23 protein-coding genes are annotated in these 26,076 nt (G+C 72.4%); 3 read left to right on the forward strand and 20 right to left on the reverse strand.

All coding sequences use genetic code 11. The features are described 5' to 3' along the window. The first annotated feature begins 223 nt into the window (after positions 1-223). Complete coding sequence (locus ACWDZ4_RS28630; RefSeq protein ID WP_451511282.1) at positions 224-1,501, forward strand: glycoside hydrolase family 26 protein; 1,278 nt, start codon at positions 224-226, stop codon at positions 1,499-1,501. Here ACWDZ4_RS28630 and ACWDZ4_RS28635 read toward each other — a convergent pair. The 9 genes from ACWDZ4_RS28635 to ACWDZ4_RS28675 form a co-directional block, all read right to left on the reverse strand. Next, positions 1,452-2,645 carry a GNAT family N-acetyltransferase gene (locus tag ACWDZ4_RS28635; protein ID WP_451511283.1) on the reverse strand — a complete coding sequence of 398 codons (1,194 nt, stop codon included), beginning with the start codon at positions 2,643-2,645 and terminating at the stop codon, positions 1,452-1,454. The genes ACWDZ4_RS28630 and ACWDZ4_RS28635 overlap by 50 nt on opposite strands. Then, complete coding sequence (locus ACWDZ4_RS28640) at positions 2,645-3,349, reverse strand: lipopolysaccharide biosynthesis protein (RefSeq protein ID WP_451511284.1); 705 nt, start codon at positions 3,347-3,349, stop codon at positions 2,645-2,647. Before ACWDZ4_RS28640 ends, ACWDZ4_RS28635 begins: the two co-directional genes overlap by 1 nt. Further along, positions 3,346-4,725: a glycosyltransferase gene (locus ACWDZ4_RS28645; protein ID WP_451511285.1), complete on the reverse strand. Its 1,380-nt coding sequence runs from the start codon at positions 4,723-4,725 to the stop codon at positions 3,346-3,348. Before ACWDZ4_RS28645 ends, ACWDZ4_RS28640 begins: the two co-directional genes overlap by 4 nt. After that, complete coding sequence (locus tag ACWDZ4_RS28650; protein WP_451511286.1) at positions 4,722-5,504, reverse strand: polysaccharide deacetylase family protein; 783 nt, start codon at positions 5,502-5,504, stop codon at positions 4,722-4,724. The genes ACWDZ4_RS28645 and ACWDZ4_RS28650 overlap by 4 nt, the downstream gene beginning before the upstream one ends. Next, positions 5,494-7,341 carry a murein biosynthesis integral membrane protein MurJ gene (gene murJ, locus ACWDZ4_RS28655; protein ID WP_451511287.1) on the reverse strand — a complete coding sequence of 616 codons (1,848 nt, stop codon included), beginning with the start codon at positions 7,339-7,341 and terminating at the stop codon, positions 5,494-5,496. The genes ACWDZ4_RS28650 and murJ overlap by 11 nt, the downstream gene beginning before the upstream one ends. Further along, on the reverse strand, positions 7,338-8,684 hold the full coding sequence (locus tag ACWDZ4_RS28660; protein ID WP_451511288.1) for an O-antigen ligase family protein: 1,347 nt from the start codon (positions 8,682-8,684) through the stop codon (positions 7,338-7,340). Before ACWDZ4_RS28660 ends, murJ begins: the two co-directional genes overlap by 4 nt. A gap of 2 nt (positions 8,685-8,686) precedes the next feature. Further along, the gene (locus ACWDZ4_RS28665) at positions 8,687-10,156 is read right to left on the reverse strand and encodes an exopolysaccharide biosynthesis polyprenyl glycosylphosphotransferase (RefSeq protein ID WP_451511289.1); all 1,470 of its coding nucleotides are present in this window, start codon (positions 10,154-10,156) and stop codon (positions 8,687-8,689) included. Further along, on the reverse strand, positions 10,153-11,340 hold the full coding sequence (locus tag ACWDZ4_RS28670; RefSeq protein ID WP_451511290.1) for a glycosyltransferase: 1,188 nt from the start codon (positions 11,338-11,340) through the stop codon (positions 10,153-10,155). Before ACWDZ4_RS28670 ends, ACWDZ4_RS28665 begins: the two co-directional genes overlap by 4 nt. A gap of 241 nt (positions 11,341-11,581) precedes the next feature. Beyond that, positions 11,582-11,917, reverse strand: coding sequence for an STAS domain-containing protein (locus tag ACWDZ4_RS28675; protein ID WP_451511291.1), 336 nt, complete (start codon positions 11,915-11,917; stop codon positions 11,582-11,584). A 135-nt stretch (positions 11,918-12,052) separates the two neighbouring features. Here ACWDZ4_RS28675 and ACWDZ4_RS28680 point away from each other — a divergent pair, with 135 nt between their 5' ends. Both ACWDZ4_RS28680 and ACWDZ4_RS28685 read left to right on the forward strand, forming a co-directional pair. Beyond that, complete coding sequence (locus ACWDZ4_RS28680; protein WP_451511292.1) at positions 12,053-12,454, forward strand: hypothetical protein; 402 nt, start codon at positions 12,053-12,055, stop codon at positions 12,452-12,454. Beyond that, entirely contained in the window at positions 12,441-12,698 is a 258-nt protein-coding gene (locus tag ACWDZ4_RS28685; RefSeq protein ID WP_451511293.1) for a hypothetical protein, read from the forward strand. The genes ACWDZ4_RS28680 and ACWDZ4_RS28685 overlap by 14 nt, the downstream gene beginning before the upstream one ends. An 88-nt stretch (positions 12,699-12,786) precedes the next feature. Here the strand turns inward: ACWDZ4_RS28685 and ACWDZ4_RS28690 are convergent, their stop codons facing one another. The 11 genes from ACWDZ4_RS28690 to ACWDZ4_RS28740 form a co-directional block, all read right to left on the reverse strand. Next, positions 12,787-14,064: a thymidine phosphorylase gene (locus ACWDZ4_RS28690; protein WP_451511294.1), complete on the reverse strand. Its 1,278-nt coding sequence runs from the start codon at positions 14,062-14,064 to the stop codon at positions 12,787-12,789. Between the two features lie 5 nt (positions 14,065-14,069). After that, positions 14,070-14,495, reverse strand: coding sequence for a cytidine deaminase (locus tag ACWDZ4_RS28695; RefSeq protein ID WP_451511295.1), 426 nt, complete (start codon positions 14,493-14,495; stop codon positions 14,070-14,072). Beyond that, positions 14,492-15,754 carry an ABC transporter permease gene (locus tag ACWDZ4_RS28700; RefSeq protein WP_451511296.1) on the reverse strand — a complete coding sequence of 421 codons (1,263 nt, stop codon included), beginning with the start codon at positions 15,752-15,754 and terminating at the stop codon, positions 14,492-14,494. The genes ACWDZ4_RS28695 and ACWDZ4_RS28700 overlap by 4 nt, the downstream gene beginning before the upstream one ends. Beyond that, positions 15,751-16,866 carry an ABC transporter permease gene (locus ACWDZ4_RS28705; protein WP_451511297.1) on the reverse strand — a complete coding sequence of 372 codons (1,116 nt, stop codon included), beginning with the start codon at positions 16,864-16,866 and terminating at the stop codon, positions 15,751-15,753. The genes ACWDZ4_RS28700 and ACWDZ4_RS28705 overlap by 4 nt, the downstream gene beginning before the upstream one ends. After that, positions 16,866-18,398 carry an ABC transporter ATP-binding protein gene (locus ACWDZ4_RS28710; RefSeq protein WP_451511298.1) on the reverse strand — a complete coding sequence of 511 codons (1,533 nt, stop codon included), beginning with the start codon at positions 18,396-18,398 and terminating at the stop codon, positions 16,866-16,868. The genes ACWDZ4_RS28705 and ACWDZ4_RS28710 overlap by 1 nt, the downstream gene beginning before the upstream one ends. A gap of 237 nt (positions 18,399-18,635) precedes the next feature. After that, the gene (locus tag ACWDZ4_RS28715; RefSeq protein ID WP_451511299.1) at positions 18,636-19,679 is read right to left on the reverse strand and encodes a BMP family lipoprotein; all 1,044 of its coding nucleotides are present in this window, start codon (positions 19,677-19,679) and stop codon (positions 18,636-18,638) included. Positions 19,680-19,816: 137 nt separating this feature from the next. Next, positions 19,817-21,070, reverse strand: a complete 1,254-nt coding sequence (locus ACWDZ4_RS28720) for an amidohydrolase (RefSeq protein WP_451511300.1) — start codon at positions 21,068-21,070, stop codon at positions 19,817-19,819. Between the two features lie 256 nt (positions 21,071-21,326). Continuing rightward, positions 21,327-22,436 (reverse strand): hypothetical protein, encoded by a 1,110-nt coding sequence (locus ACWDZ4_RS28725; protein WP_451511301.1) that lies wholly within the window; start codon positions 22,434-22,436, stop codon positions 21,327-21,329. A 21-nt stretch (positions 22,437-22,457) separates the two neighbouring features. Then, complete coding sequence (locus ACWDZ4_RS28730) at positions 22,458-23,384, reverse strand: N-acetylneuraminate synthase family protein (RefSeq protein ID WP_451511302.1); 927 nt, start codon at positions 23,382-23,384, stop codon at positions 22,458-22,460. A gap of 27 nt (positions 23,385-23,411) precedes the next feature. After that, positions 23,412-24,707 carry a cytidylyltransferase domain-containing protein gene (locus ACWDZ4_RS28735; protein ID WP_451511303.1) on the reverse strand — a complete coding sequence of 432 codons (1,296 nt, stop codon included), beginning with the start codon at positions 24,705-24,707 and terminating at the stop codon, positions 23,412-23,414. Beyond that, the gene (locus tag ACWDZ4_RS28740) at positions 24,704-25,996 is read right to left on the reverse strand and encodes a DUF6716 putative glycosyltransferase (protein WP_451511304.1); all 1,293 of its coding nucleotides are present in this window, start codon (positions 25,994-25,996) and stop codon (positions 24,704-24,706) included. Before ACWDZ4_RS28740 ends, ACWDZ4_RS28735 begins: the two co-directional genes overlap by 4 nt. Positions 25,997-26,076 lie beyond the last annotated feature (80 nt).

The raw sequence follows: 26,076 nt of genomic DNA on the forward strand, positions 1-26,076 counted from the left end.
CCGGTGCGGGCCCTCTCCGCCCGTCAAACCGCCCGTGAACCCGTGCGGCCCCAGGTCTGACCGGCCCGGGGGCGCACGGGTTCGCGCATTTCAGCCGAGTGGCCCGTTTCGGGGCGGGCATATCGCCAATGGCCTACTGACGAGCGCGAGGACAACCCATTAATAAGACTTTCTGCCTACTGTCGTTCACATCGGTATGAATCGACAGATACCAGGAGGAGTCATGTCCAAGCGGCGCCGTCTCACTGGCACCTGCATCGGGACGGTTGCTATAAGTCTCATCGTCGCCAGTGGTGTTTTCGGAGCAGAGGCGGCAGACAGAGCACCCACCGATCCCCCCGTTCCCGTTCCCGCCCCCGCCACGCCGGAGCCAGAACCGGAGTCTGAGCAGGAGCAGGAGCCGAAGCCCGAGCCGGAGCAGGAGAGCCGCGTGCCCGCCATCGGCGCGTACCTCCACTACGGGCCCGAGGGCGTGGAGCGCATGGCCGAGCTGTCGAAGTGGCTGGGCGGTGCGGAACTGACGGTCGGGCACACCTATCTGCCGGGTGATCTCTGGTCGAACATCGAGGGCCGCCCCGAGTTCCTGCGCCCCTGGGCCGAGTGGCGGCGCGGTGCGGACGACCGGATGTTCGTGCTCAACGTGCCCATGCTGGAGCGGAACGAGGCCCGCGTCCCCGACGACGAGGTCCGCGACCTGCTGCAGGAGGGCGCCGCCGGCAGCTATGACGCGCACTACCGGACCCTGGCCAACCGCCTGGTGGACCTGGGCGCGAAGGACACGGTGATCGTCCTCGGCTGGGAGATGAACGGCACCACGTACACGCACCGCTGCGGACCCGACCCCGATGCCTGGAAGGCGTACTGGAAGCGGATCGTCAAGGCGATGCGTTCCGTTCCCGGCCAGGAGTTCCGCTTCGACTTCGCTCCCAACCGCGGGGTGGACGCCATTCCGTGGACCGAGTGCTACCCCGGCGACGACGTCGTGGACATCATCGGCATGGACTCCTACGACCAGCCTCCCGGCGAGACGTTCGACGAGCACGTGTCGGGGCCGTACGGGCTGCAGGCGCAGGTCGACTTCGCCGCCGCCCACAACAAGGCGATCTCGTACCCCGAGTGGGGGCTGTTCCGCAACGGCGACAACCCCGAGTACATGAGCCGCATGCTCGACTGGATGGCCCGGCACAAGCCGCTCTACCAGACGATCACCGACTACTGCCCGCACGGTGTCTGGCAGTGCGACGAGAACCCCGAGTCGTCGGAGGTGTTCCGCTCGAAGCTGTACGGAACGCCGGGGCAGGTCCCACCGGCCCCGGCGCCCACCCCGGCGGAGCCCTCGGAGGGCAGGCCCGACAGGCCCGCGCCGGCCGAACCGCCGCGCGAGCCGAACTCCGACGACTGGTGCGCGCCGGTGAAGCTGGGCGACTGGATCAACCAGTGGGTGCCGGACTTCAGGTTCTGTGTGAAGTCCCCGCCGTCGGCGGACCGGCTGTTGTTCTAGCGACACCGTCCGCCCGCCAGCTGTTCAGCCGGTCGCGCCAGTCACGCGCCGCGGGGAACCGCGTGCTCACGGTCTCGGCGGCCCGGTCCCGCATGGTCACCTGCGACTCGCGCACCCGCAGCAGGGGCTCCATGCCGGACCGGGCCAGCAGCAGCCGCTGGTTGGTGACCGTCTCGGGATGCCACTGGTTCTTGTACGGCTCCGACCCGCGCAGCAGGCTCAGCACGCCGCGGCCCGAGCCGGCGGCCAGGTGCGCCTCGTGGCGCAGCAGCATCGTCGCCACGTCCACCTTCTTGTCGCGCAGGCCGGGGTCGGCCCCGTACAGATAGCCGCCGGACAGGAGGCCGGACTGGAGGGTCATGCTCACGGCCACCACCTCGCCGGCCAGCCGGAACTCCGTGACCGCGGCGTCACCGCCGGCCAGCATCCGGCGCGTGGCGCGCACCAGGTGCTCCGCGAAGCGCGGTCTGAGGTGCTCGACGTTCACCCCGCGGCCCCGCCACTGGAGTTCGTGCAGGCGCAGCAGGCGGCCGACGGCGCCGGGCACTTCGTGTTCCGCCACGGTGCGGGCCTCGATCCCCAGTGCGTCGATCCTGCGCAGCTTGGCCCGTACGCGCTGCGCCCGGCTGCTCTGCATCCGCTTGACCAGGCCGTCGATCGGCTCGGCGGGAAGTTCCATGCAGGTCGAGTCCGTGAGGCGGCTGCGGGCGCCGGTCCAGGTCTCGTACAGCGTCTCGGCCGCCGCCCCGGGGCGCACCTCCCGCAGGTCGATCACGGCCTGGCGGGCGGCGCGGTCGAGCCCGCGCTCCAGTGCGGTGATCGCGCTTCCCGCCTCCTCGTCGTCCACCAGTACGTCGAAGAAGTCGGAGATCGCACCGCCCATGGGCACGAGCAGCGGCATCGGGCGGTGCACGAGCATCAGCGGCGCCGCGCCGATCAGCCGGCCGCCGCGACGGGCCAGGACGACGCGGAGCAGGCCGTTCGCGCCGTACGAGAGCCACCACGAGTGGAGCCAGGCGTGGCTCTGGAACGGTGTGGCGGCGGCGCAGCGGCGGTGGAGCGCGTCCCACTCCTCCCGCAGTGCGGCGAACCGCCCGGGGTCGCGGCACAGGGTGACGGTGGTGCCCCGCCGGTCGTCGGCCATCAGACCAGCTCCCGCTCGGCGTTGGCGGGGGCGGTGGCGGGGGCGGGCACCGGGGCGGACGCGGCCCGGCGGGGAAGCCGCGGCCGTACGAGGAGGGCCAGCCCGCCGATGAGCCCGCCCGCGCATCCGCCGACGGCCGCGCTGATCGCGGCGGAGGGGGAGGCCGGCTCGTCCGGCGCGATGGCCTGCGAGAAGACGAGGAGCTTCACGCCGGTCTTCTTGGACACGTGGTTGCTGCTGACGAAGACGGCGTCGGCGACGGCGTTGGCGATGTCCGCGGCCACGGCGGGCTTGGTGGCGGTGCCGGTGATCGCGATCATCGGCGAGTCGGGGGACGTCTCGGTCCGCACCTGGCTGCGGAGGGTCTGCGGCGGGACCCCCGCGGCCACGCGCGCGTACGCGAGGGTGGAGTCGCTGGTGGTGATCCGGCCGTAGGCCTGGGCGTAGCCGAGGGCCGCGGTCGGTTCGATGCCCTTGCCGGGGACGGCGACGACATAGCTGGTGGCGGTGTACTCCGGGGTCTTGAGGGCCCCGTAGGAGACTCCGCACACCGTGCCGAGGAGTGCGCAGACGGGCAGGGGCCACCAGACGGGCAACGGGGGGATCCGGACGCTCAGGACGATGTCGACGAGGTCGGTGGTCCTGGCACGGAGCCGGCTGATCCGTCCGGGGGCGGCGGGCTGCGGCTCGGGCGACTCGGTCATGGGTGTGCTCTCTTGGTCGGGGAAGGCTTGGTCGGAGAAGGCGTGGTCGGGGAAGAGATGGGGGGACGGAGGGCGAGGGCGTGTGCGTACACGTCCATGAGGCGTTCGCTGCTGCGGGCGATGTCGTAGTGGCCGACGGCCGGGGGCGGCGGCAGCCGGCGCCTTCCGCTCTCCATCTGCCGTCGCAGGGCCGCCGTCAGCTCGCCGGTGTCGCCGCTGATGCGCCGGGCGCCGGGCGACTGGCCCGCGGGCAGGTCGTCGATGGCGGGACACGCGCTGTGGAGTACGGGCAGCCCGGCGGCCAGCGCCTCGACGACGGCCAGGCCGAATGCCTCCTCGCGGGACACCGAGACGAAGGCGTCCATGGCGCAGAGAAGATCCGGGATGCCGGGGGCGGTGGCGGTGGCGGTGGTTGCAGTGGCACCTCTGCGGAGAACAGGGGGGCGGCGGACGGCGGTGGGGGGCGTACCGGCGGGGCGGGACGCGGTGGTGCGGGACGCGGGGCGGGGCGTACCGGCGGGGTGGTGGGCGGCTTCGGCCGTGAGGGCGCCGCCGGCGCAGGCCACGGCGGCCGGGGCGGCGGGGCTGTGCACGAGGCTGTCCGCGGCGGCGGCGTCGCACTCGCCGAGGAAGCGGATGCGGTCCGCGGCTCCCAGCCGGGAGGCGAGGGTGCGCAGCGCGTCCGCGTCGGGACCGTCGCCGGCCAGCAGGAGCCAGGCGCCGGGCAGGGCCGCGACCGCGCGGACCAGCACGTCGAAGCGCTTGCCCGGGACGATCCTGCCCACGCCGCCCACCACGAACGCGTCGGCGGGGACACCCAGCCGCGCGCGGGTGGCGAGGCGGCGCGCGGGGTCGAAGCGGAAGCGGGCCGCGTCGATCCCGTTGGGTACGACGTGGATCCGCGCGGCCGGTACGCCCCAGTCGCGCAGCCGCCCGGCGACGGTGGCGGACACGGCGACGGTGGCCGAGCCGAGGCGTTCGGTCCCCAGGTACAGCGCGCGGGCGCCCGGAGTGAGCGGGCGGCCCTCGATCTCCGCGTGCCCCAGCGAGTGCTCCGTGGCGACCGTGGCGGTGACCCCGGCCAGGCGCGCGGCGATCCGCCCGTAGACGCAGGCGCGGTACAGGTGGGTGTGGACGAGGTCGTACCTCCCCCGGCGGATCAGCCGGACCAGCGCGGGCACCGCCTTGAGGTCCCGGTTGCCCTTCATCCCCAGGTCCGTGACCCGGACGCCGTCCGCGCGCAGGCCGTCCGCCACCGCCCCCGGGTTGGTCAGCGTCACGACGTCGCAGCGCACGGGCAGGTGGCGCAGGAGCAGGCGGAGCTGCTGCTCGGCTCCTCCGACCCCGAGCCCGGTGATGATGTGCAGCGCCTTCACCGGGAGTCCCCGGACAGCGCGAAACGGTGGCGCAGGCGCTTCGCCCACAGCCGGAGGCTGCGGTCGGCGTGGCTGATGTGCGTGCGGGGCAGGGCGTACGGGCCGAGCAGCGGGCCGGGGTCGATCGCGAAGCCGTAGGTGTAACCGGCGGCGCGGACCGCGTCGGTGGCCCGGTCGTCGACGATGCCGTACGGGTAGCAGAAACCCTCGGGGGCGGTGCCGGTGATCTCGCGGAGCAGCTCCCGGCTGTGGCGCGTCTCCTGGTGGAGGGCGTCGTCGGACAGGCCGGCCAGGCGCTGGTGGTACAGGCCGTGCGAGCCGATCTGCATGCCCGCCGCCGCGACCGACCGGATGTCCTCCTCGGTCATCAGCCGCTTGCGCGGGCCGCGCGGGTCCCACTCGTTGGAGCCGCCGAGCCGGCCGGGCAGGACGAACACGGTCGCCGTGCACGCGTGCCGGCGCAGCACCGGCAGCGCCTCGTGGAGGAAGTCGGTGTACCCGTCGTCGAAGGTCAGCCCGACCAGGCGCCGGGCACGGCCGGCCGCGTGGGCGCGCAGCAGCGTGCCGACGTCGACGCCGGTGAGTCTTCGGCGCCGCAGCCAGCCCAGCTGGCGGTCGAGCCGGTCGCGGGCGACGGTGATGCCGTACGGGTCGTCCGTCGGGTCGCCCACCGAGTGGTACATCAGGATCCACGGCTGGGAGGGGCCGGCCGGGTGGCGGGTCGAGTGGGGTCGGGGCGTGGGGCGTTCGGCGCTACGGATCGCCGTGTCAGCGGCCATGACGGAACCTCTGTCGGGTGAGTGCCAGCAGGTGAACGACTTCGGGAGCTCTTACTGCGAGTCCGGTGAGGACGAATACGGCGGGGACGAGCACGCAGCCGGCGGCCACGCTCGGCAGGGGGCCGGCCGTCATCGGCGCGACCGTCCAGCCCGTCGCGGCGGCGGCGGCGGCCGCGACGGCCAGTCGGGCGAAGGAGGCGCTGACGGCCCGTACCCGGATGGAGACCACGCGCGAGCCGAGACCGCTGAGCAGCAGCAGCGCCGTCGTGCTGATGCCGACGGCGTTGGCGGCGGCGATGCCGTGGACGCCGAAGCGGCCGACCGCGGCCGCGCCGACGGCGGTGGTGACCAGGAGCCCGGCCGCCATCGCGGCGGCCGGGTACCAGGTGGGCCGGCCCGTGGAGAAGAACGGCCTGCTCAGGGCGCCGACGAGGCAGTGGCCCAGGAGGCCGGCGGCGTACACCCGCATGACGGTCGCCGTCGTCGCGGTGTCCTGCGCGTCGAACGCGCCGCGCTCGAAGAGGACTTCGACGATCTGGGGCGCGTAGCCGAGGACGAGCGCTGTTCCCAGGAGGACCACCATCGCCGCCAGGGCCAGGTCGCGTTCGACCCGTAGGCGGGCTCCCTCGTGGTCTCCCTCGGCCATGGCACGGGCCACCACCGGGTACGTCACCGTGCAGATCATGAGGGACAGCACCATCGGCATCTGCGCGACCTTCTGCGCGTAGTTCAGGTGCGAGATGGCGCCGCCGGGCAGGGAGGACGCGAGGAAGCGCTCGACCAGGACCTGGGACTGACGGCCGATCGCGAAGAGGACCACGGGGGCCAGGACGGCGGTGCCGAGGAGGGGGGTGGCGGCGGTGCGGGTGCGGAGTCCGATGCGGGGGCGGGGTGCGGTGCGGGGGCGGGGGCGGGGGCGGGCTGCCAGTTTGAGGAAGGTGGGCAGTTGGGTCAGGACCATCAGGAGGCTGCCCACCGCGACCCCGGCCGCGGCGGCCCGTACGCCCCACAGCGAGTGCAGGGTGAGCGTGGTGACGATGATGCCGAGGTTGTACGCGACGTAGACGCCGGCCGGCTGGAGGAACTTGCGGTGCGCGCGCAGGGCGGCGCTGAAGTATCCGGCGATGCCGAAGGTGAGTACGGTCACGGCCGTCAGGCGGGTGCAGTCGACGGCCAGTGCGGGGTCGCTGAAGCCCGGCGCGAGGATCCGCACGACCCAGGGGGCTCCCAGGATCAGCAGGCAGGCGACACAGGCCAGCAGGGCCGACAGCCGGGGCAGGGTGGCCAGGACCAGCGCCCGGACGGCGTCGTACGAAAGGGCCGGGTCCTGGGTGCGCTGGGCCGCGCGGCGGGCCAGCGCGTGGCTGAAGGCGGGGACCAGGAGGAGCGCCATCGCGTCCTCGATCAGGAGCGTGGAGGCCATTTCCGGCACGGTCCAGGCGATCAGGAAGGCGTCGCTGTCCACGCTCGCGCCGAAGAGGTGGGCGATGGCCTGGTCCCGTACGAGTCCGAACAGCGCCCCTGCCGCCGTCAGTCCGGCGGTGACCGCCGCGGCCCTCGCGAGGAACCGTCCCAGCTTCGGGGGGACGGGGGCGCCGGCTGCTGCGGGGGGCGGGGGCTTCGGGTGCGGGGGCTTCGGGGTCGTTGCCGCGCCGGGGCGTCTCCTCGGGCGCCGGGCGTTCGGGGGGGTGGACCGTTCGGGCGTGTGGTGTTCGACGCCCTGCGGGGAGCGAACCGGCACGTCCCCTCCCGGCACCGGGGCGGGTGAGGCGGTGGTGGGGGCGTCCAGTGCGGTGCGGGTGCGGGGTGTCTTGCTCTGCTCGTCCGTGTCGGTCATGCGGCGGTCGCCTCGGCCGGCTGCGCCAGGGCCCACCACGCGGCCAGGCCCAGGACGATCCCGGTGAGCACCGTCGAGGGGCCGCCGATGTCGGCGTACAGGAAGTCGACGGTCTGCCAGGTCATCAGGCCCACCGCGGCCAGGCCGCAGTCCGTGGCTCTTTTGTTCTTGCGGGGGAGCGTCAGTCTGCGTACTCCGGCCACCAGGATCGCCGCCCAGCTGCCCACGAACGCGGTGATGCCGATCAGGCCCTGTTCGCTGAGCACGAGGAGGTACATGTTGTGGGGGGAGAGCAGGGCCTGCTTGTGGAATTCCTGGCCCGCGCCCGCCGTGTCGCTGCCGGAGGACAGGCCGATCGACGCGTGCGCGTCCCGGTGGACGGGAAACCCCTTGAGGCCGACTCCGGTGGCGGGCCGGTCGTCCCACATGCTCGTCGCGGCGGCCCACATCGTGTAGCGGTCGGTGACCGAGCGGTCGGGGGTTTCCGTCACCTCGGTGATGCTGGTGAGGCGCTGCGAGATCATCTCGGAGCCGATGCCGAAGCCGCCGACGAGGACGACCGAGGCGGCGGTCAGGACGGCGAGGGCGCGTACCGCCTGGCGCAGGCCGGTGAGGAGGATCATGGCGACGGCCGCCGCCAGCGTGGCGATCCAGGCGCCCCGGCTGAAGGAGAGCGCGAGGGGGACCACGAGCGCCGCCGCGGCGGCGGTGGCGGCGGGGCGCAGCCAGGGAGGGGCTTTCCCGGGCGTACGGAGGGCCAGGGCCAGCGCTGCCAGGAGGCCGTACGAGACCACCGTGGCCATGCCCATGACGTCGGTGGGGCCGAAGGTGCCCACCGCTCTGATGTCCTCGCCCCGGTACGACGCGCCCGTGCCGGTGGCGTACTGGTGGACGCCCGTGGCGCCCTGGACGAGGGCGAGGGCGATCAGGGAGCCGGTGATGATGCGGAAGTTGCGGGGGGTGCGGACCAGGAGGACCACCGCGGTGGGGACGAGGACGAAGACCTGGAGGTAGCGGACGAATCCGGTGAGGGCGGCGGCCGGATCGGCGGCGGTGAACGTCGCCACGGCGATGCCGGCCGTCGGGATGCCGAGGACCAGCGCGGCGGCCGGTGTCAGCGGCCGCCGGCGCAGGTGCAGTACGCGGCCGAGGGCGAAGGCCACCAGGACGCACGACGCGATGTCCGCCGGGGTGATGTCGGCGGACGTTCCGGCTCCCGCCGTCTGGACCGGGACGGCCAGGAGGAGCACGGTCGCGAGCAGGGGCAGCACCGGCCACCAGCGTTGTTCCCGCCACTGGACGCGCGGGTGCGGCGCCGGTACGGCGGTCCACAGGGCGGTCATGCTCAGCTGCCTCCGAGCCGGAACAGGGAAGTGGCGGTGCGCGTGAGGATGCACACGTCCTGCCAGAGCGACCAGGTCTCGATGTAGTGGTTGTCGAAGCGGGCGCGGTCCTCGATCGAGGTGTCACCGCGCAGTCCGTTGACCTGGGCCAGCCCGGTGATGCCGACGGGCATCCGGTGGCGGGCCTGGTAGCCGGGGTAGGCGTGGCTGAACTTGGTGACGAAGTACGGTCGTTCGGGGCGTGGGCCGACCAGGCTCATGTCGCCGCGCAGCACGTTCCAGAGCTGGGGGAGCTCGTCCAGGGACGTGCGGCGGAGGAGGTGGCCCGTGACGCTCATGCGGTGGTCCGTGGCCACGCTCCAGCGGGTGGCGGACTCGTGTTCGTCGGCCGGGCGGAGCGTACGGAACTTGAGGAGCGTGAAGGGGCGGCCGTCGCGGCCGATGCGCTCCTGGCGGAAGATGACGCCCGGACCGTCGGAGAGGCGTACGGCGAGGGCGCACACGGCCATGACCGGTGCCGCCGCGACGAGGGCGACGGCGGCCACGAGGGCGTCCATGACGCGCTTGCCCGCGCGGGCCACGGGCCGGCCCGGGCCGGTGCGGAGCGGTCGTACGGCGAACCCCCAGAGGTGGTCGGGGTCCGGTGTGCGGTCGGGTGTCGTTGTTCCGGTTGTCGGGCCGTCGACGAGCCAGAGCCGGCAGTCGTGCTCGGCGAAGATCTCGACGAGCGCGGCCGCGTCGGGGGCCGACCGGGGCGGGTCGGTGAAGACGGCGTGGCGCACGGAGTTCTGGATGACCGCCCGGCTGACGTCCTCCAGGGTGGCGAGGACGGGGAGCGTGTCCGCGGGGGTGGCGTCCGTGGGCTGGTGCGCCGGGTCGAAGCGGCCGACCGGGCGCAGTCCGTACTCGGTCCGGGCCTGCAGGGCCGCCGTGACCTGCTGGGCGAGCGGGGTCCGGCCCACGATCAGTGCGGACTGCGGGCGGCGGACCGCCGTGCGGCGGCGGATCCGGTAGACCGTGGACCGGCCGGCGCAGCCGAGCAGGGCCTGGGCGGCGGCGGCGCAGGTCAGGTCCGTCCAGCCGGCGCCGTGCCGTGAGTCGTACGCCGTGAGGGCTTCCGCGGTGGCGTACCACTGGACCAGGGCGAGGAGGAGGAGCGGGGGGAACTCGTCGAGTGCCGAGGGGGACAGACGGGGGCGGTAGAGGCCGCGCCAGGTGTGCAGCGCCAGCATGAGGGCCGCGAGCGGGACGCACACGAGCACCGGCCAGGGCATCAGCGCCAGGGTGAGGCCCGTGGCGAGCACGTCGGCGGCGAGCATCGCCACGAGGGGGCCCCGCAGGCGCAGGCTCCGTGGGGCCAGGGGGGCGGGCCGGTGCCGTGCCGCCCTCCTCGGCGGATGGACCGAGGGAGCCGTCAGCTGCACGGCTGTGGCCTGGGCGGTGTCGGGCGCGAATGCACTCTCCGTCGTCATCGCTCGGTGCGCTTCCTCATCATGATCGCGGGTCGGGGCAGGCTGACAAGTTCCCTGTAGAGGCCGGAAACGGCTGCGGCGGTCTTGCGTACGTCACGGGTCGACCGGGTGTGGGTCTGGGCCGCGCGGCCCAGGGCCTCCCGGAGCCCGGGGTCGGTCAGCAGGTTCGTCAGTGCCGCAGCGAGGGCCCGCGGGTCCTGCGGCGGTACGAGGCAGTGGGCTTCGTGGCCGGGCGGCAGGCTCTCCCTGGCCCCGCTGACGTCGGACAGCACGACGGGCCGGCCGCAGGCCATGGCTTCGAGCGGGGCGAGGGCCATGCCCTCCCAGCGGGAGGGCAGGACGACGACGTCCGCCGCGTGCAGCCACGGCCTGGGGTCCCGGCTGGTCCCGGCGAACAGCACGCCCGGCGGGGCCAGGGCCGTCAGGCGTGCGCGGTCGGGCCCGTCGCCGACCAGGACCAGCCGGGCGCCGGGTACCGCCGAGGCCACCGGCTGCCAGGCCCGCAGCAGGATGTCCTGGCCCTTCTGGTGGCACAGGCGGCCGACGCAGACGACGAGGGGGGCTGTGGCGGGGAGGCCGGAGAGGAGCGGGAGAGCGGCGCGGGCCGGGGCGCGGCTCGCGCCCTCGTCGGGGCGGAAGTGGCGGAGGTCGACGCCGTTGCGGATCACCGTCCAGCGGGCGGCGATGCCGGCCTCCTCCCCCGCCCGGCGCTCGGTCTCGCTGACGCACAGGGTCCGGGTGCTCCAACGGGCCGCGTACCGCTCCCAGCCGAGGGCGAGCGCGGCTTCACGGCCCTGCACGGCGTCGAAGGACCAGGCGTGGGGCTGGAAGACCGTCGGCACCCGGCCGCGCACCGCCAGCCTGCCCGCGAGCCCGGCCTTGGCGCTGTGGGCGTGCACGACGTGGGGGCGGCACGCGCGGATCAGCCGGGCGGCGGTCATGACCTCCTTGGCGAGCCGGGGCCCGGGGGCGCGTTCGGCGGGCCAGGTGTGCACGCGCGCTCCGGCCTCGGCGGCCTCCGACGCCAGTACGCCGCCCGGCGGGCAGGCGACGACGGTCCGCAGACCCGCGCCCGTCTGCGCCCTGACGAGGTCGGTGACGACGCGTGCGACTCCCCCTTCCACCGGCTGGACGAGGTGGAAAACTGTCAGTTGGCTCTGCTCAGTCCAACTTCTTTGCAGCACGTGCGGCTCTCTTCATACCTGGACCGTAGAACTGACCGAGAAAGCAACCGTGGATTTCGGCTTTGAACTTTGTCAGAAAGCCGGTGGGAAAATCACGCTTGAACTCGCCTGTTCGGCCATTTGGAGCCGCGCACCGATATGGCTGTATCCCCGATGTGACATGCCGGATCGGCTTTCTTCCACTTTTGTGAAAACAACCCATCGGGTGATCGCGCCGAAAGGAATACCGCCCGGTAAATGCTTACGGACCCGCGGGGCCGGCCTGGACGACGTCGCCGAGCCCGGTGAGACGCAGCAGCGCCAGCAGGTCCGGCCGGGGGCCGCGCAGCCGCAGGCGGCAGCCGGCCCGGCGGGCGGTGAGCCGCAGGTGGGCCAGGGCGTCGACGGCGGTGAGGTCCGGGTCGGCCAGTCCGGTGACGTCGCAGATCACCTCGGTGGCCCCGGAGGCGTACAGCAGCTCGTCCAGCTCGTCGCACAGGCGGGGCACGTCGCCGGGGGTCACCCGGCCGGCGACGACGAGGACGGTCGGCATCACGGCATTCACACCGGACAGACCCGGGCGGCGGACGTAACTCATCGGTGGCCGCCTTCCAGCGGCCGCCTTCCAGCGGCCCGCCCCACCCCGGATCCGGGGGCTCGCACCACTGATTCCGGACCGGACCGACGGTGGGATTGTCCTCGACGGACCCGATCACACCGAGGGGATCCTCCGATGGGGCCATCTGCGCTGCCGGTCGTCGCGGCTCCGGTGGGCGGGCTGATCGCACCGGCCGCGGCGCCCGCGCCCGCCGCCGCGGCACGGGCCGGGGCCGGGGCCTGGGGTGCGGCTCCGCAGCGGGTCCGCGCCGGGAACGGGGACATCGGGCCCAACTGGTCGCTGGAAGGGTTCGACGACCAGTCGGTGCGGCAGGTCGTGCGGGTCTCGGCCGGCGGTACGGAAGTGCGGATCCGGGTGGACAACACCTTCGGGAAAAAGCCGCTGCGGCTCGCGGGGGCCACGGTTGCACGGTCCGCCCGGAAGGCCGGCGCCCGGGAGTTGATCGAGGGGCACAAGCGACTTGGTCCGGGCCGCCCACGCCCGTGGTGTCAAGGACGTCGGCATGACCGTCCTTGACACCACGGGCGCGCTGTTCCCGGTGTGGAGCGAGGAGGGTGAGAAGGTACGGGACGCGGTCAACCACTGGATCCGTACGAGCGGGGCGTACGACGCGGTGCTCGACGCGGACCGGGCGGTGTCCGGCCCGGCCGGCCGTGACATGCCGCGCCCCGGATACGTCTTCGAGGACGGTCTGCATCCGAACGACGCGGGGTACCACGCCATCGCCGCGGCGCTCGATCTCGACGCGGTGACGCGGTGACGCGGTGACGCGGTGACGCGTGAGTGGACGAAAGGAGCGGGGCCGGTGGAATCCACCGGCCCCGCTCGGTCGTGCCCGTCCTCGCGCGTCAGGCGATGCGGCCCAGCACGATCGGGGCCGGGGTGAACTCCGTGCCCTCGGGGGCCGTCAGGACCCCGCCGTTCAGGGCTTCGAGGGCGTACTCGAACTTCTCCGGGGTGTCCGTGTGCAGGGTCATCAGGCGCTGCCCCGCGGTGATCCTGTCGCCCGGCTTGGCATGGAGTTCGATGCCCGCGCCGGCCTGGACCCGGTCCTCCTTGCGCGCGCGGCCGGCGCCCAGGCGCCAGGCGGCGACACCGACGGCGTACGCGTCGAGGGTGGTGAGGACGCCGCTCTCGGAGGCGTGGACGACGTGCTGCTCGCGGGCGACCGGGAGAGCCGCGTCCGGGTCGCCGCCCTGGGCCGCGATCATGCGGCGCCAGACGTCCATCGCGGAGCCGTCGGCGAGCGCCTTGGCCGGGTCGGCGTCCTTGAGTCCGGCCGCGTCGAGCATCTCGCGGGCGAGCGCGAGGGTGAGGTCGACGACGTCCCGCGGGCCGCCGCCCGCCAGCACCTCGACCGATTCGCGGACTTCGAGGGCGTTGCCCGCCGTGAGGCCGAGCGGGGTCGACATGTCGGTGAGGAGGGCCACCGTGCGTACGCCGTGGTCGGTGCCCAGGCCCACCATGGTGGCGGCGAGCTCGCGGGCGTCCTCGATGTTCTTCATGAAGGCGCCGGAGCCGACCTTCACGTCCAGGACGAGCGAGCCCGTACCCTCGGCGATCTTCTTCGACATGATGGAGGAGGCGATCAGCGGGATCGCCTCGACCGTGCCGGTGACGTCGCGCAGCGCGTACAGCTTCTTGTCCGCCGGGGCCAGGCCGTCGCCCGCCGCGCAGATGACGGCGCCGGTGGACTCCAGGACGCCGAGCATCTCCTCGTTGGAGAGCAGCGCGCGCCAGCCGGGGATCGACTCCAGCTTGTCGAGCGTGCCGCCGGTGTGGCCGAGGCCCCGGCCCGAGAGCTGGGGCACGGCCGCGCCGCAGGCGGCGACGATGGGGGCCAACGGCAGTGTGATCTTGTCGCCGACGCCGCCGGTGGAGTGCTTGTCGGCGGTGGGGCGGGAGAGCTGGGCGAAGTTCATGCGCTCGCCCGAGTTGATCATCGCCGCGGTCCAGCGGGCGATCTCGACCCGGTTCATGCCGTTGAGCAGGATCGCCATCGCGAGGGCCGACATCTGCTCGTCGGCGACCTCGCCGCGCGTGTAGGCGTCGATGACCCAGTCGATCTGCTCGGGGCTCAGTTCGCCCTTGTCGCGCTTGGTCCGGATGACGGAGATGACGTCCATGGGGTTTATCGGGTTCCTTCCGGGGAGCCGGGCGCCAGGTGCTGGGGGCCGAAGGCGTCGGGGAGCATGTCGGCGAGGGTACGGATACCCGCCGACGTGTCGAGCAGCAGCGCGGGGCCGCCGAATTCGTACAGCAGCTGCCGGCAGCGGCCGCACGGCATCAGGATCTCGCCCCGGCCGTCGACGCAGGTGAAATGCGTCAGGCGGCCGCCGCCGGTGGCGTTGAGCTGCGAGACGAGGCCGCACTCGGCGCACAGGGAGAGGCCGTAGGAGGCGTTCTCCACGTTGCAGCCGGTGACGGTGCGGCCGTCGTCGACGAGGGCCGCGGCGCCGACCGGGAAGCCCGAGTAGGGGGCGTACGCGCGCGACATGGCCTCGCGCGCCGCCTCCCGCAGGGCCTCCCAGTCGACGGCCGCCGCTCCTCGCGTCACTTGCCCTGGCCCTTGCGGTACGGCATGCCGTTGGCCTTGGGCATGCGGAGCCGCTGTGCGGAGAGCGCCAGGACGAGCAGGGTGGTGATGTACGGCGCGGCGTCCACGAACTGGCTCGGGACCTCGTCGGTGAACGCGTACCAGGTGAAGAGGGCCACGGCGGCGACGCCGGAGACCGCGGCGGGCACGTACTTCTTCTTGTACAGCTGCCAGAACAGGACGATCAGCAGCAGGATCGCCAGCAGGAGCAGCATCGCGTGGACGTTCTCGGCGCCGCCGCGCAGCTTGAGGCTGTCGGTGAAGCCGAAGAGGCCGGCGCCCAGCGCCATTCCGCCCGGCATCCAGTTGCCGAAGATCATCGCGGCGAGACCGATGTAGCCGCGGCCGCCGGTCTGGCCCTCCTGGTAGATGCCGGTGGCGACGATGGCGAGGAAGGCGCCCGCGAGGCCGGCGAGGCCGCCGGAGACGACGACGGCGATGTACTTGTACTTGTAGACGTTGACGCCCAGGGACTCGGCGGCCACCGGGTTCTCGCCGCAGGAGCGCAGGCGCAGGCCGAAGGACGTGTGCCAGAGGATCCAGACGGTGGCCGGGATCAGCAGCAGTGCGACGACGGTCAGCAGGGAGAGGTTGGTGAGCAGGCCGCCGAGGACACCCGCGACGTCCGAGACGAAGAACCAGTGCCTGCCCTGGATGTCCCGCAGCCAGTCGGAGAGCCCCGGAATGGTGATCTTCGTGATCTCGTCGATGCGCGGGGACTGCTTGGAGGAACCGCCCGCGGCCTTGTCGAAGGTGAAGTTGGAGAGGTAGCGGGTGGCGCCCACGGCCAGGATGTTGATGGCCACACCGGAGACGATGTGGTTCACGCCGAAGGTGACCGTGATGACCGCGTGCAGCAGACCGCCGAGCGCGCCGCCGAGGATGCCGAGGGCGACGCCCGACCACGGGCCCCACTGGTAGCCGGCGTACGCGCCGAACCAGGTGCCCAGGATCATCATGCCTTCGAGGCCGATGTTGACGACGCCCGCGCGCTCGGCCCACAGGCCGCCGAGACCGGCGAGGCCGATCGGGACGGCGAGCTGGAGCGCGCCGGAGACCTGGCCGACGGAGGTCAGGTCGTCGGCGCCGCTGATGAGGCGCACCAGCGAGACCAGGGCGAGCCCGCCCGCGATGATCAGCAGGACGACGGGGACGGACAGTTTGCGGCGGGCGCTCTTCTTGGGCGCCGCGCTCACGGCGGAGACAGTGCTGGTACTCATGACGCCGCCACCTCCTCACGGTTCTTGCGGGCGGCTGCGGCGAGCTCCTCGCCCACCTTCTGCTGCTGGCGGCGGAGCCCGTAGCGGCGGACGAGTTCGTAACTGACGACGACCGCGATCACGATCAGGCCCTGCATGATCGTGGCGATCTCCTTCTCGTAGCCGTACTGGTCGAGGACGGCGGACGCCTTGTCGAGGAAGGCGATCAGCAGTGCGCTGAACAGGATGCCGACCGGGTTGTTGCGGCCGAGCAGGGCGATGGTGATGCCCGTGAAGCCGATGCCGGTCGGGAAGCTGAGGCTGTAGGTGTGGGTGTCGCCCAGCAGCGTCGGCATTCCGGCCAGGCCGGCGACCCCGCCCGAGATCAGCATCGCGGTCAGGATCATCTTCTTGGCGTCGACGCCGGAGGCCGCGGCGGCGGTCTGGCTGGCGCCGGTGGCGCGCAGGTCGAAGCCGAAGCGGGTCCGGTTGAGCACGAACCAGTAGACGATGCCGAGCGCGAAGGCGACGAACGTGAAGCCGTAGATCTCGCCGCCGTCGCCCATGCTCACGCTCGGGAACCAGCCGGACTCCGCGATGTCGCCCGTGGTGAGGTCGTTGGAGCCCTCCGGCTGGACGCCGAAGTTGTCGGGGAGGATCAGCCAGGCGATGAGGCTGGTGGCGATCGCGTTGAGCATGATCGTGGAGACGACCTCGCTCACGCCCCGGATGGTCCGCAGGATGCCCGCGATACCGGCCCAGAAGGCGCCGGTCAGCATCGCGACGATCACGATGAGGGCGATGTGCAGCGGGCCGGGCAGCTCGACGCTGGCGCCGACCAGGGCCGCCATCATCGCGGCGAGCCGGTACTGGCCGTCCACGCCGATGTTGAACAGGTTCATCCGGAAGCCGACGGCCACGGCGAGCGCCGCCAGGTAGTACGTGCCGGCCTGGTTGAGGATCAGCACCTGGATGTCGGCGTACGCGGCGTTCTCGATCATCAGCGTGTACGGCTCGATCGGGTCACGGCCCGAGGCGAGCAGCACCACCGAGGTGAGCGCGACGGCGACGACCAGCGCGAGCACTGGGCCGGCGAGGCCCAGAACCAGCCGGTCCTTGTCGAATTTCTTCATCAGGCCTCGTCCTTTGGGGCGTGCTCCAGATGACCGCTGGCGGCACCGGTCATGGCCGAGCCCAGCTCCTCCGGGGTGATGGTGGCCGGGTCGGCGTCCGCGACCAGGCGGCCGCGGTACATGACCCGCAGGGTGTCGGAGAGCCCGATCAGCTCGTCCAGGTCGGCGGAGATCAGCAGTACGGCCAGTCCCTCGCGGCGTGCCTCGCGGATCTGGTCCCAGATCTGCGCCTGGGCGCCGACGTCCACGCCGCGCGTGGGGTGCGCGGCGATGAGCAGCTTGGGGGCGTGGCTCATCTCGCGGCCGACGATCAGCTTCTGCTGGTTGCCGCCGGACAGCGAGGCCGCGGTGACCTCGATGCCGGGCGTACGGACGTCGTACTCGCGCACGATCCGCTCGGTGTCGGCGCGGGCCGCCTTCAGGTCGAGCAGTCCGCGCTTGGAGTTGGGCTCCTCGGTGACGTGGCCGAGGATGCGGTTCTCCCACAGCGGCGCTTCGAGGAGCAGACCGTGCCGGTGGCGGTCCTCGGGGATGTAGCCGATGCCGCCCTCGCGGCGCTTGCGGGTGGGAGCGTGCGAGATGTCGGCGCCGTCGAGCGTGATGACGCCGCCGTCCGGGTCGCGCATGCCCATGATCGCCTCGACGAGCTCGGCCTGGCCGTTGCCCTCGACGCCCGCGATGCCGAGGACCTCGCCCTTGTGGATGGTGAGGGAGATCCCGGCGAGCACCTCGCGCACGGCGCCGTCGGGGTCGACGGCGTGGAGCTGGAGGCCGTCGATGCGGAGCATCGGTACGTCGGTGACCGTCGACTCGCGGGTCTCGGGCGAGGGGAGTTCGCTGCCGACCATCAGCTCGGCGAGCTGCTTGGGGGTGGTGTCCGCCGGATCGGCGGTGCCCACGGTCGTGCCGCGCCGGATGACGGTGATGTCGTCGGCGACCGAGAGGACCTCGCCCAGCTTGTGCGAGATGAAGATGACCGTCAGGCCCTCGGACTTGAGCTCGCGGAGGTTGGCGAAGAGCGCGTCGACCTCCTGCGGCACGAGCACGGCGGTCGGCTCGTCGAGGATGAGGATGCGGGCGCCGCGGTAGAGGACCTTGAGGATCTCCACGCGCTGGCGGTCGGCCACACCGAGGTTCTCGACCAGGGCGTCGGGGCGCACGTTCAGTCCGTACGCGTCCGAGATCTCCTTGATCCTGTCGCGGGCCTTGCTGCCGATGCCGTACAGCTTCTCGCCGCCGAGGACGACGTTCTCCAGGACGGTGAGGTTGTCGGCGAGCATGAAGTGCTGGTGCACCATGCCGATGCCGCGTGCGATGGCGTCGGCGGGGCTGTGGAACGTGGCCTGCTCCCCGTCGATGGTGATGGTGCCCTCGTCCGGCTTCTGCATGCCGTAGAGGATCTTCATCAGGGTCGACTTTCCGGCACCGTTCTCACCGACGAGGGCGTGCACGGTGCCCTTGCGGATGGTGATGTCGATGTCGTGGTTGGCGACGACGCCGGGGAAGCGCTTGGTGATGCCGTGCAGTTCCACGGCGGGGGGCGGGCTGGACGCGTTGATGACGCACTCTCCTTGGCGGAAAGGAGCGGGAGGCAGGGATACGGGAACGCAGGGATGCGGGGCGCGGCGAAACTATCGTGCTACAGGAGCGTCTACGCGCGTAGCTCCGTCGAATGACGGAAAGAGCCGGGCGGTATGCGGCCGGGGGGCCGGAGAGGCGACGGAAACCGCCTCCCCGGTCCCCCGGGTCTCACGTCGTGGCCGGCGGCCCTACGGCGCGGTCTTGACCTTGATCTTGTCGGCGACGATGGCGGCCTTCGCCTTGTCGACGGCGGCGATGAGGTCCGTCATCTTCCGGTACGCCGGGTTGGAGTCGGACAGGCCCACCCCGTCCTCCGCGAGGCCGTAACGGACCTCACCGGACTGCGGCTTGCCGTCCTTGACCGACTTGATCAGGTTGTAGACCGAGTCGGAGACGTCCTTGGTCACCGAAGTGAGGATCTTGTCCTTGTACTTCGCCAGACCGGGCTGCTTGTACTGGTCCGAGTCGACGCCGATGGCCCACTTGCCCTTGTTGGCGGCTGCTTCGATCGCGCCGGAGCCCGCGAGACCGGCGGCGTGGTAGATCACGTCGGCGCCCTTGTCGAGCTGGCCCTGGGCGGCGGCCTTGCCGAGGTCGGGCTTGGCGAAGCCGTCGAAGTTCGGCGGCTGCGTCAGGTACTGCTCGAGGACCTCGACCTGGGGGTTGGTGTCCTTGACACCCTGGGCGAAGCCCGCCTCGAACTTCTTGATCAGCGGGACCTCGACGCCGCCGATGAAGCCGACCTTGTTGGTCTTGGTGGCCTTGGCCGCGGCGACGCCGGCGAGGTAGGAGCCCTGCTCCTCGTTGAAGACCAGGTTCGCGATGTTCTTGCCGGTCACCGAGGTGTCGTCGATGATGCCGAAGGTGGTCTTCGGGAACTTCGGCGCGACCTTCTTGATGGCCGGCGCGTAGGCGAAGCCGACACCGATCACCGGGTTGTTGCCGGTGCGGGCCAGCTCGGTGAGGCGCTGGACCTTGTCGGCGTCCGACTCGCCCTCGGAGGGCTCCTGGTCGTTGCCCTTGATGTCGAGGTCCTTCTCGGCCTTCTCCAGGCCGGCGTACGCGGCGTCGTTGAAGGACTGGTCGCCGCGGCCGCCGATGTCGTACGCGATGGCGGCGCTGGCTCCCTTCGGGTCGGAACCGGAGTCCGACGTCTTGCCACACGCGGTGGCGGAGAACGCGAGGGCTGTGGACGCGATGGCCACAGTGGCACTTCTGGTTACCCGGCGCACGGGAGGGCTCCTTCAACCTGACCGAAGCGCCTCTGCCGGCGCTGGTTTCGCGGCGATCGTAACGCGCGTAGATGCCGGATAAGCGACCGTACGACAGCTGTTATCGGATCGTCGTGAACGAAAGGCGCCGTGGCTGGTTACGAACGGTGTCCTTCGAGCAACGCGGCGGCGGTGAAGAGCTCGACGCCGACCTCGATCGCGGCCTCGTCGACGTCGAAGTCACCACGGTGCAGGTCGCGACGGGCGGTGTCGCCCGGGGTGCGCACGCCCAGGCGGGCCATCGCGCCCGGGACCTGCTCCAGGTACCAGGAGAAGTCCTCGCCGCCGAGGCTCTGCTCGGTGTCCTCGATCGCGTGCAGTCCGCGCCTGGCGGCCATCGCGTCGGTGAGCAGCTCGGTGACGGCGTGCTCGTTCACGACCGGCGGGACGCCGCGGACGTAGTTGATCTCCGACTTGGCGCCGTGCAGGGTCGCGATCTCGTCGATCGCGGCGTGGATCAGGTCCGGGGCCTCGTGCCAGGCGCCGAGGTCCAGGCAGCGGACGGTGCCGGCGAGCACGGCGCGCTGCGGGATGACGTTGCAGGCGTGGCCGGACTCGATGCGGCCCCAGGTCACCGCGAGTCCCGCGCGTGCGTCGACGCGGCGGGCGACCAGCGCCGGGACGTCGGTGGCGACCCTGGCGACGGCCGTGACCAGGTCGGTGGTGAGGTGCGGGCGGGCGGTGTGGCCGCCGGGGCCGTCCAGCGAGATCTCGATCCGGTCGCAGGCCGAGGTGATCGGGCCGGTGCGCAGGCCGATGCGGCCCGCGTCGACCTTGGGGTCGCAGTGCACCGCGATGATCCTGCCCACGCCGTCGAGGCCGCCGGCCTCGATCACGCCGAGCGCGCCGCCGGGCATCATCTCCTCGGCGGGCTGGAAGATCAGCCGTACCGGCTGCGTCAGCAGGCCCTGGCGGGCCAGGTCGGCGAGGACCAGGCCGGCGCCGAGCACCACCGTGGTGTGCACGTCGTGGCCGCAGGCGTGCGCGCGGTCGGGGACGGTGGAGCGGTACGGGACGTCCGTCTTGGTGTCCGGGATGGGCAGCGCGTCGATGTCGGCGCGCAGGGCCAGGACCGGGCGTACGCCGTCGCGGCCGGCGGCGGCCGGGACCGTGCCGATGTCGCAGATGAGCCCGGTCCCCGAGGGCAGCACGCGCGGCGCCAGACCTGCCTGCTCCAGGCGGGTCTTGATCGCGGCGGTGGTGCGGAACTCCTGATTGCCGAGCTCGGGGTGCATGTGCAGGTCGCGGCGGAAGGCGATCAGCTCAAGACGCAGGCTCTCGGGCAGCGTGCCGGGGAGCGGGACCATCCCGGGCAGTGCTGCTTCTTCGGACTCGCAGATCAGCTGGCTCATCCCTGAAAGGGTAGGCGCCTCAGGGGGGTGAGTGACCAGTGATCTACAAAACTTCAGTCGCATAGGGGAAGGAAAAGCGGTCGCACGGTGCATGGGATCCGGCCCGGGCGGGTAAGCTGCGCCGCTCTCATCGCGCCGTCGAGCTGGTGTTTTACCCTCGCGTCGGGACCGTCCTGCGGCCCACCTTCCCGCGCGTGGAATCCGCTCCTCCGTGTGCGAACTCACATATGTGTCGAACCAGACATTCGCCGGACATTCAGCCCAGGGCCGGGAGGCGCTGGACGTCGCGGGCCGTGGTGGTGACGCCCGACAGGAAGCCCTGGGCGCGGGGTGAGGCCGTGTCCCGCAGCCACTGCGGGTTCACGTCGCAGACCGCGACCCGTACGCCCGTGCCCGCCAGCGCGAGCGGGAGGGTGTGCACCACGGTCGAGGGGAAGCTGAGTATCGTACGGCCGATCGGGCCGCGCCGGGCGATGAGCTCCAGCGGCAGGTCGGGGCGGACGATCTCCAGACCCGTCTCGACGGCGAGGCGGTGCAGCTTGTCGGTGCTCTCGCGACGGTGGGCGAAGTAGCGGGTGGCGCCGTGGGTGCGGGCCAGGGTGGTGACCGCCTCGACGTACCGGTCGGGGTCGACGACACCCGTCTCGACCAGCGAGGTGCCGACCAGGTCCGCGCCGCGCGAGACGCGGGGCGGCCCGAAGCGGGTCCGGGTCCAGCCGAAGTCGTTGGCGGTGACGGTGATCCCCGGAGCCCGCTCCACGGGCATCGAGGTGAAGACCTCGACGGTGCGGGTGGGCGACGGGGTGAGGCGGCGGCGCGCCGACGCCGAGACCGGCCCGAAGACGACGTCGCGCGCCGCCCGGCGGCCGCCGCGCCGGTGCCAGCGCTCCAGGCGCTCGCCGCCGGTGAGCTGGGCGATGAACTCCATGGTGGCCGTGCCGTCGTCGACGACGACCAGGTCCCGGGCGCGCGTGATCATCAGCAGCAGTTGTACGTACCGCGAGAACGGGTCGCCGATGACGACGCGGCGCGCCCGGCGCAGGGCGGACGCCAGGCCGCCGATGGTCTGGAACGGCGCCCCCGCCCCGCCACGGGCCTCCTCCCACCGCACCCGCATGCCTTCGTGGCGGGCGAGCTCCGCCATGCGCCGCAGCTGGCCGCGGGTCATGGGGTCGGTGGGCGAGAGGACGACGACCGTGAGGTCGTGCCGCTGCGCCGGTGCCCGGGGATCCGCCTGCGCGTGGGCCCACTCCAGGACGTTCAGGAGCTGGACCGGGCTCTCGACGAAGGCGAGGGTCTCGGAGGCGTCGGAGGCGCGGGACGCCTCGGAGACCTCGGTGGCGGGGGGGCCGGGGGTGCCGTTCACGGCGACTTCGACCTCGGTCCGTCAGACCGCGACGGGCTCGCGGTCGGCGCCCTCGGCGACGACGCCCGCGACCCGGCGCAGCTTCTTCATCGGACCGAGCTCGGACTCGTACACCTTCTTGACGCCGTCACCGAGGGATGCCTCGATGGTGCGGATGTCGCGGACCAGGCGGGTCAGGCCGCCGGGCTCGACGGAGGCGGCCTGGTCGGAGCCCCACATGGCGCGGTCGAGGGTGATGTGGCGCTCGACGAACGCGGCGCCGAGGGCGACGGCGGCCAGCGTCGTCTGGAGGCCGGTCTCGTGGCCGCTGTAGCCGATCGGGACGTTGGGGTACTCGGCCTGGAGCGTGTTGATCACGCGCAGGTTGAGCTCCTCGGCCTTGGCCGGGTACGTCGAGGTGGCGTGGCAGAGCAGGATGTTGTCGCTGCCCAGCACCTCCACGGCGTGGCGGATCTGGCGCGGCGTCGACATGCCGGTGGAGAGGATGACCGTGCGGCCGGTGGCGCGCAGCGCGCGCAGCAGCTCGTCGTCCGTGAGGGACGCGGAGGCGACCTTGTGGGCCGGTACGTCGAACTTCTCCAGGAAGGCGACGGCCTCGGTGTCCCACGGGGAGGCGAACCAGTCGATGCCGCGCTTCCGGCAGTGCTCGTCGATGGCGCGGTACTCGTCCTCGCCGAACTCGACGCGGTGGCGGTAGTCGATGTAGGTCATCCGGCCCCACGGGGTGTCGCGCTCGATGTCCCACTGGTCGCGCGGGGTGCAGATCTCCGGGGTCCGCTTCTGGAACTTGACCGCGTCGCAGCCGGCGTCGGCGGCGGCGTCGATGAGCGCGAAGGCGTTCTCGATGTCGCCGTTGTGGTTGATGCCGATCTCGCCGGTGACGTAGACGGGGTGGCCCGGGCCCGCGGTCTTGGAACCGAGGGTGCGGAGGCGGGAGTTGGTGCTCATGTGGATCTTTTCCTTACGGGGGGTGGGTTACGGGGTGAGGGCGGGGGTGTCGGTGTCGGTGTCGGTGGTGAGTGACGGGCCGAGGACCCAGGCGGCGATCTCGCGGATCGCGCCCTCGCCGCCCGGGATCGTCGTCACGGCGCGCGCCGCCGCGCGCACCGTGTCGTGGGCGTTGGCGACCGCCACCGGCCAGCCCACGAGGGCCAGGCAGGACAGGTCGTTGACGTCGTTGCCGGCGTAGAGCACCCGCTCGGGTGCCACGCCCTGCTCCTCGCACCACTGCTTGAGGGCGAGGTCCTTGCGGTCGACGCCGTGGAGCACGGGGATGCGCAGCTTGCGGGCCCGTGCGGCGACGACCGCGTTCTGTTCCGTGGACAGGATCAGCAGCTTGAGCCCCGCCTTGCGCAGGGCCGCGATGCCGAGCCCGTCGCCGCGGTGCACGGCGACGAGTTCGCGCCCCTCGGAGTCGATCAGCACCCGGTCGTCGGTCTGGGTGCCGTCGAAGTCGATGACGACGGCGTCGACGTCGACGCGGGTGGGGAGGGCGCCCGGTGTCTCCCGCGGGTCGAGGAGCGGCGCGAGGGCGCGGGCGCGGGCCAGGTCGTGCGGGTCGTCGATCTCCAGGACGCGGGCCGGGTCCGTGACGACGAGCGCGGTGCGCCCGAAGAAGCGGTGCCCGGCCTTGCGGAATCCGGCCGCGTCCATGGCGTACGCCGCACCCGTCTCCAGGAAGTCCTGCGGACGGTCCTGACGGCGGGGGCGGAAGCTCTTGTCGTGGTTGACGCCCTGCGCGGCGGACCGGGTGGACTCGGCGGGCCGGGCGGATTCGGCGGTTTCGGCGGACTCGCGCCAGACGAAGCCGTGGAAGGGGGCCACCGTGTGGGCCGTGTCCGCGCCGTCCTCGACGACCGCGGCACAGACGCCGTCGACGTCCTCGCCGGTCAGGAACGGGCTCGTGCACTGCACCAGCAGCACCACGTCCACCACCGCGCCGTGCAGCGCCTCGTGGGCGTCCAGGGCGTGCAGCACGGCCGCCTCGCTGGTCGCCGTGTCCCCCGCGATGCCGGCCGGGCGCGGCACCACCTCGGCGCCCGCGCCGCGCGCCGCCGCCGCGATGGCGGGGTCGTCCGTGGAGACGACCACGTCCGTGACGTGAGCGGCGCCCCGGCACGCCCGGACGGCGCGCGCCACGAGCGGCACTCCGCCGACGGGGGCGAGGTTCTTCCCCGGTACGCCCTTGGATCCGCCGCGGGCGGGGATCACGGCGAGGACGCGGCGTCCGGGCCGTGCCGCGTCGGTCTGGGGCTCGGGCTGGCTGTTCACAGTTCTCCCATGCGGCGGATGACGGGCGCCACGCGCTGCACCCCGTGGCGGTAGGCCCCGCGCGCCGCCTCGCGCACGGCGTCGCGCAGGACGCGGCGTACGCCGGTGACGTCGGCGGTGGTGTGCGTGCCGTCGAGGCGGTGGCGGGCGAGGATGCCGGGGAGGTAGCCCGGCGCGGTGGCGGAGGTGTAGTAGGGGGCGACCGGCGGGAGGCCGGGGCGCTCCAGGAGTGCGGCGACCCGTTCGCGTACGGCGTCGAAGGCCGTCTCGTACGAGCCGTCCGCGGCCACTCCCTGGCGCCCGAGCCACTCCTCGTCGGCCCGCGGCCGGTGGCCGGCGTCGAGCTGGTCCCAGGAGGCGAGGCAGCCGGAGCCGAGGAAGTGGTGGTTGCCGAGGACCTCGCGCACGCCCAGGTCGGTGAGGACGGCGGTCGGGATGCGGCGGTGCAGGGACTCCAGGGCGGCGGTCGAGCTGACCGTGACGAGGAGGTCGGCGCGGTCCAGGACCTCGCCCATGTGCCCGTACACGAGGCGGAAGTTGGGGGGCATCCCGCCTTCGACGCGGGCCGCGAGCTTCTGGTAGGGCAGTTCCTCGATGTGCGTGGTGTGCTCGCCCGGCTTGCTGCGGAGCTTGAGGAGGACCTCGCGGCCGGGGTGCAGGCGGGCGTGCCGGACGAGGCGGCGCAGCAGGTAGGCGCGGTCGGCGCGGGACTGCGGGACGGAGGGCTGGGCGGCGAAGACGACGGTGCGGGTGTCCGTGCCCGTGTAGCCGGCGCCGCCCAGGAAGGGCAGCGCGGCCTCCGTGACGGCCGTGGCGTCGGCGCCCACGCCCTCGTACACCGCGCGGAAACGCTCCGCGTCGTGGCGGGAGTTGGCGATGACGATGTCGGCGCCGTGGCGCAGCAGCAGCCCGTCGGCGAGCTTCTCGTAGACGACGCCGACGTAACCGGTGCTGATGACGGGCCGGCGGCCGGTGCCCGGCCACAGCGGCGCCAGGCCGTGCAGCATCGCCTGTACGGCGCCGCCGACGAGGGCGAGCAGGACGACGTCGTACGCCTCGTGCTCGACCTCACCGATGAATTCGGCGGCGGTCACCTCCCGCACCCCCTCGGCCTCCACGCCGACCTCGGCGAGCTGACGGGGGGTGGGGGTGGCCCGGCCGCGCAGCAGGAATCCGCTGATTCCGGCTTCCGGTGCGATGCGGCGGGCGGTGAGCGCCCCCCATTTCCATCGCGTGTCGGAATCGGCGATCACGGCGATCCGCAGGGCTTTGCTGGTACTTGCTGGCACATCGACGAAACTAGGGAGGCATTCCGATTGACGGCCCAACTCAGCCGCAACAAACGGTTAACAGCACATCGACGGTCGGC

It is taken from the genome of Streptomyces sp. NPDC003016 (genome assembly GCF_053591455.1).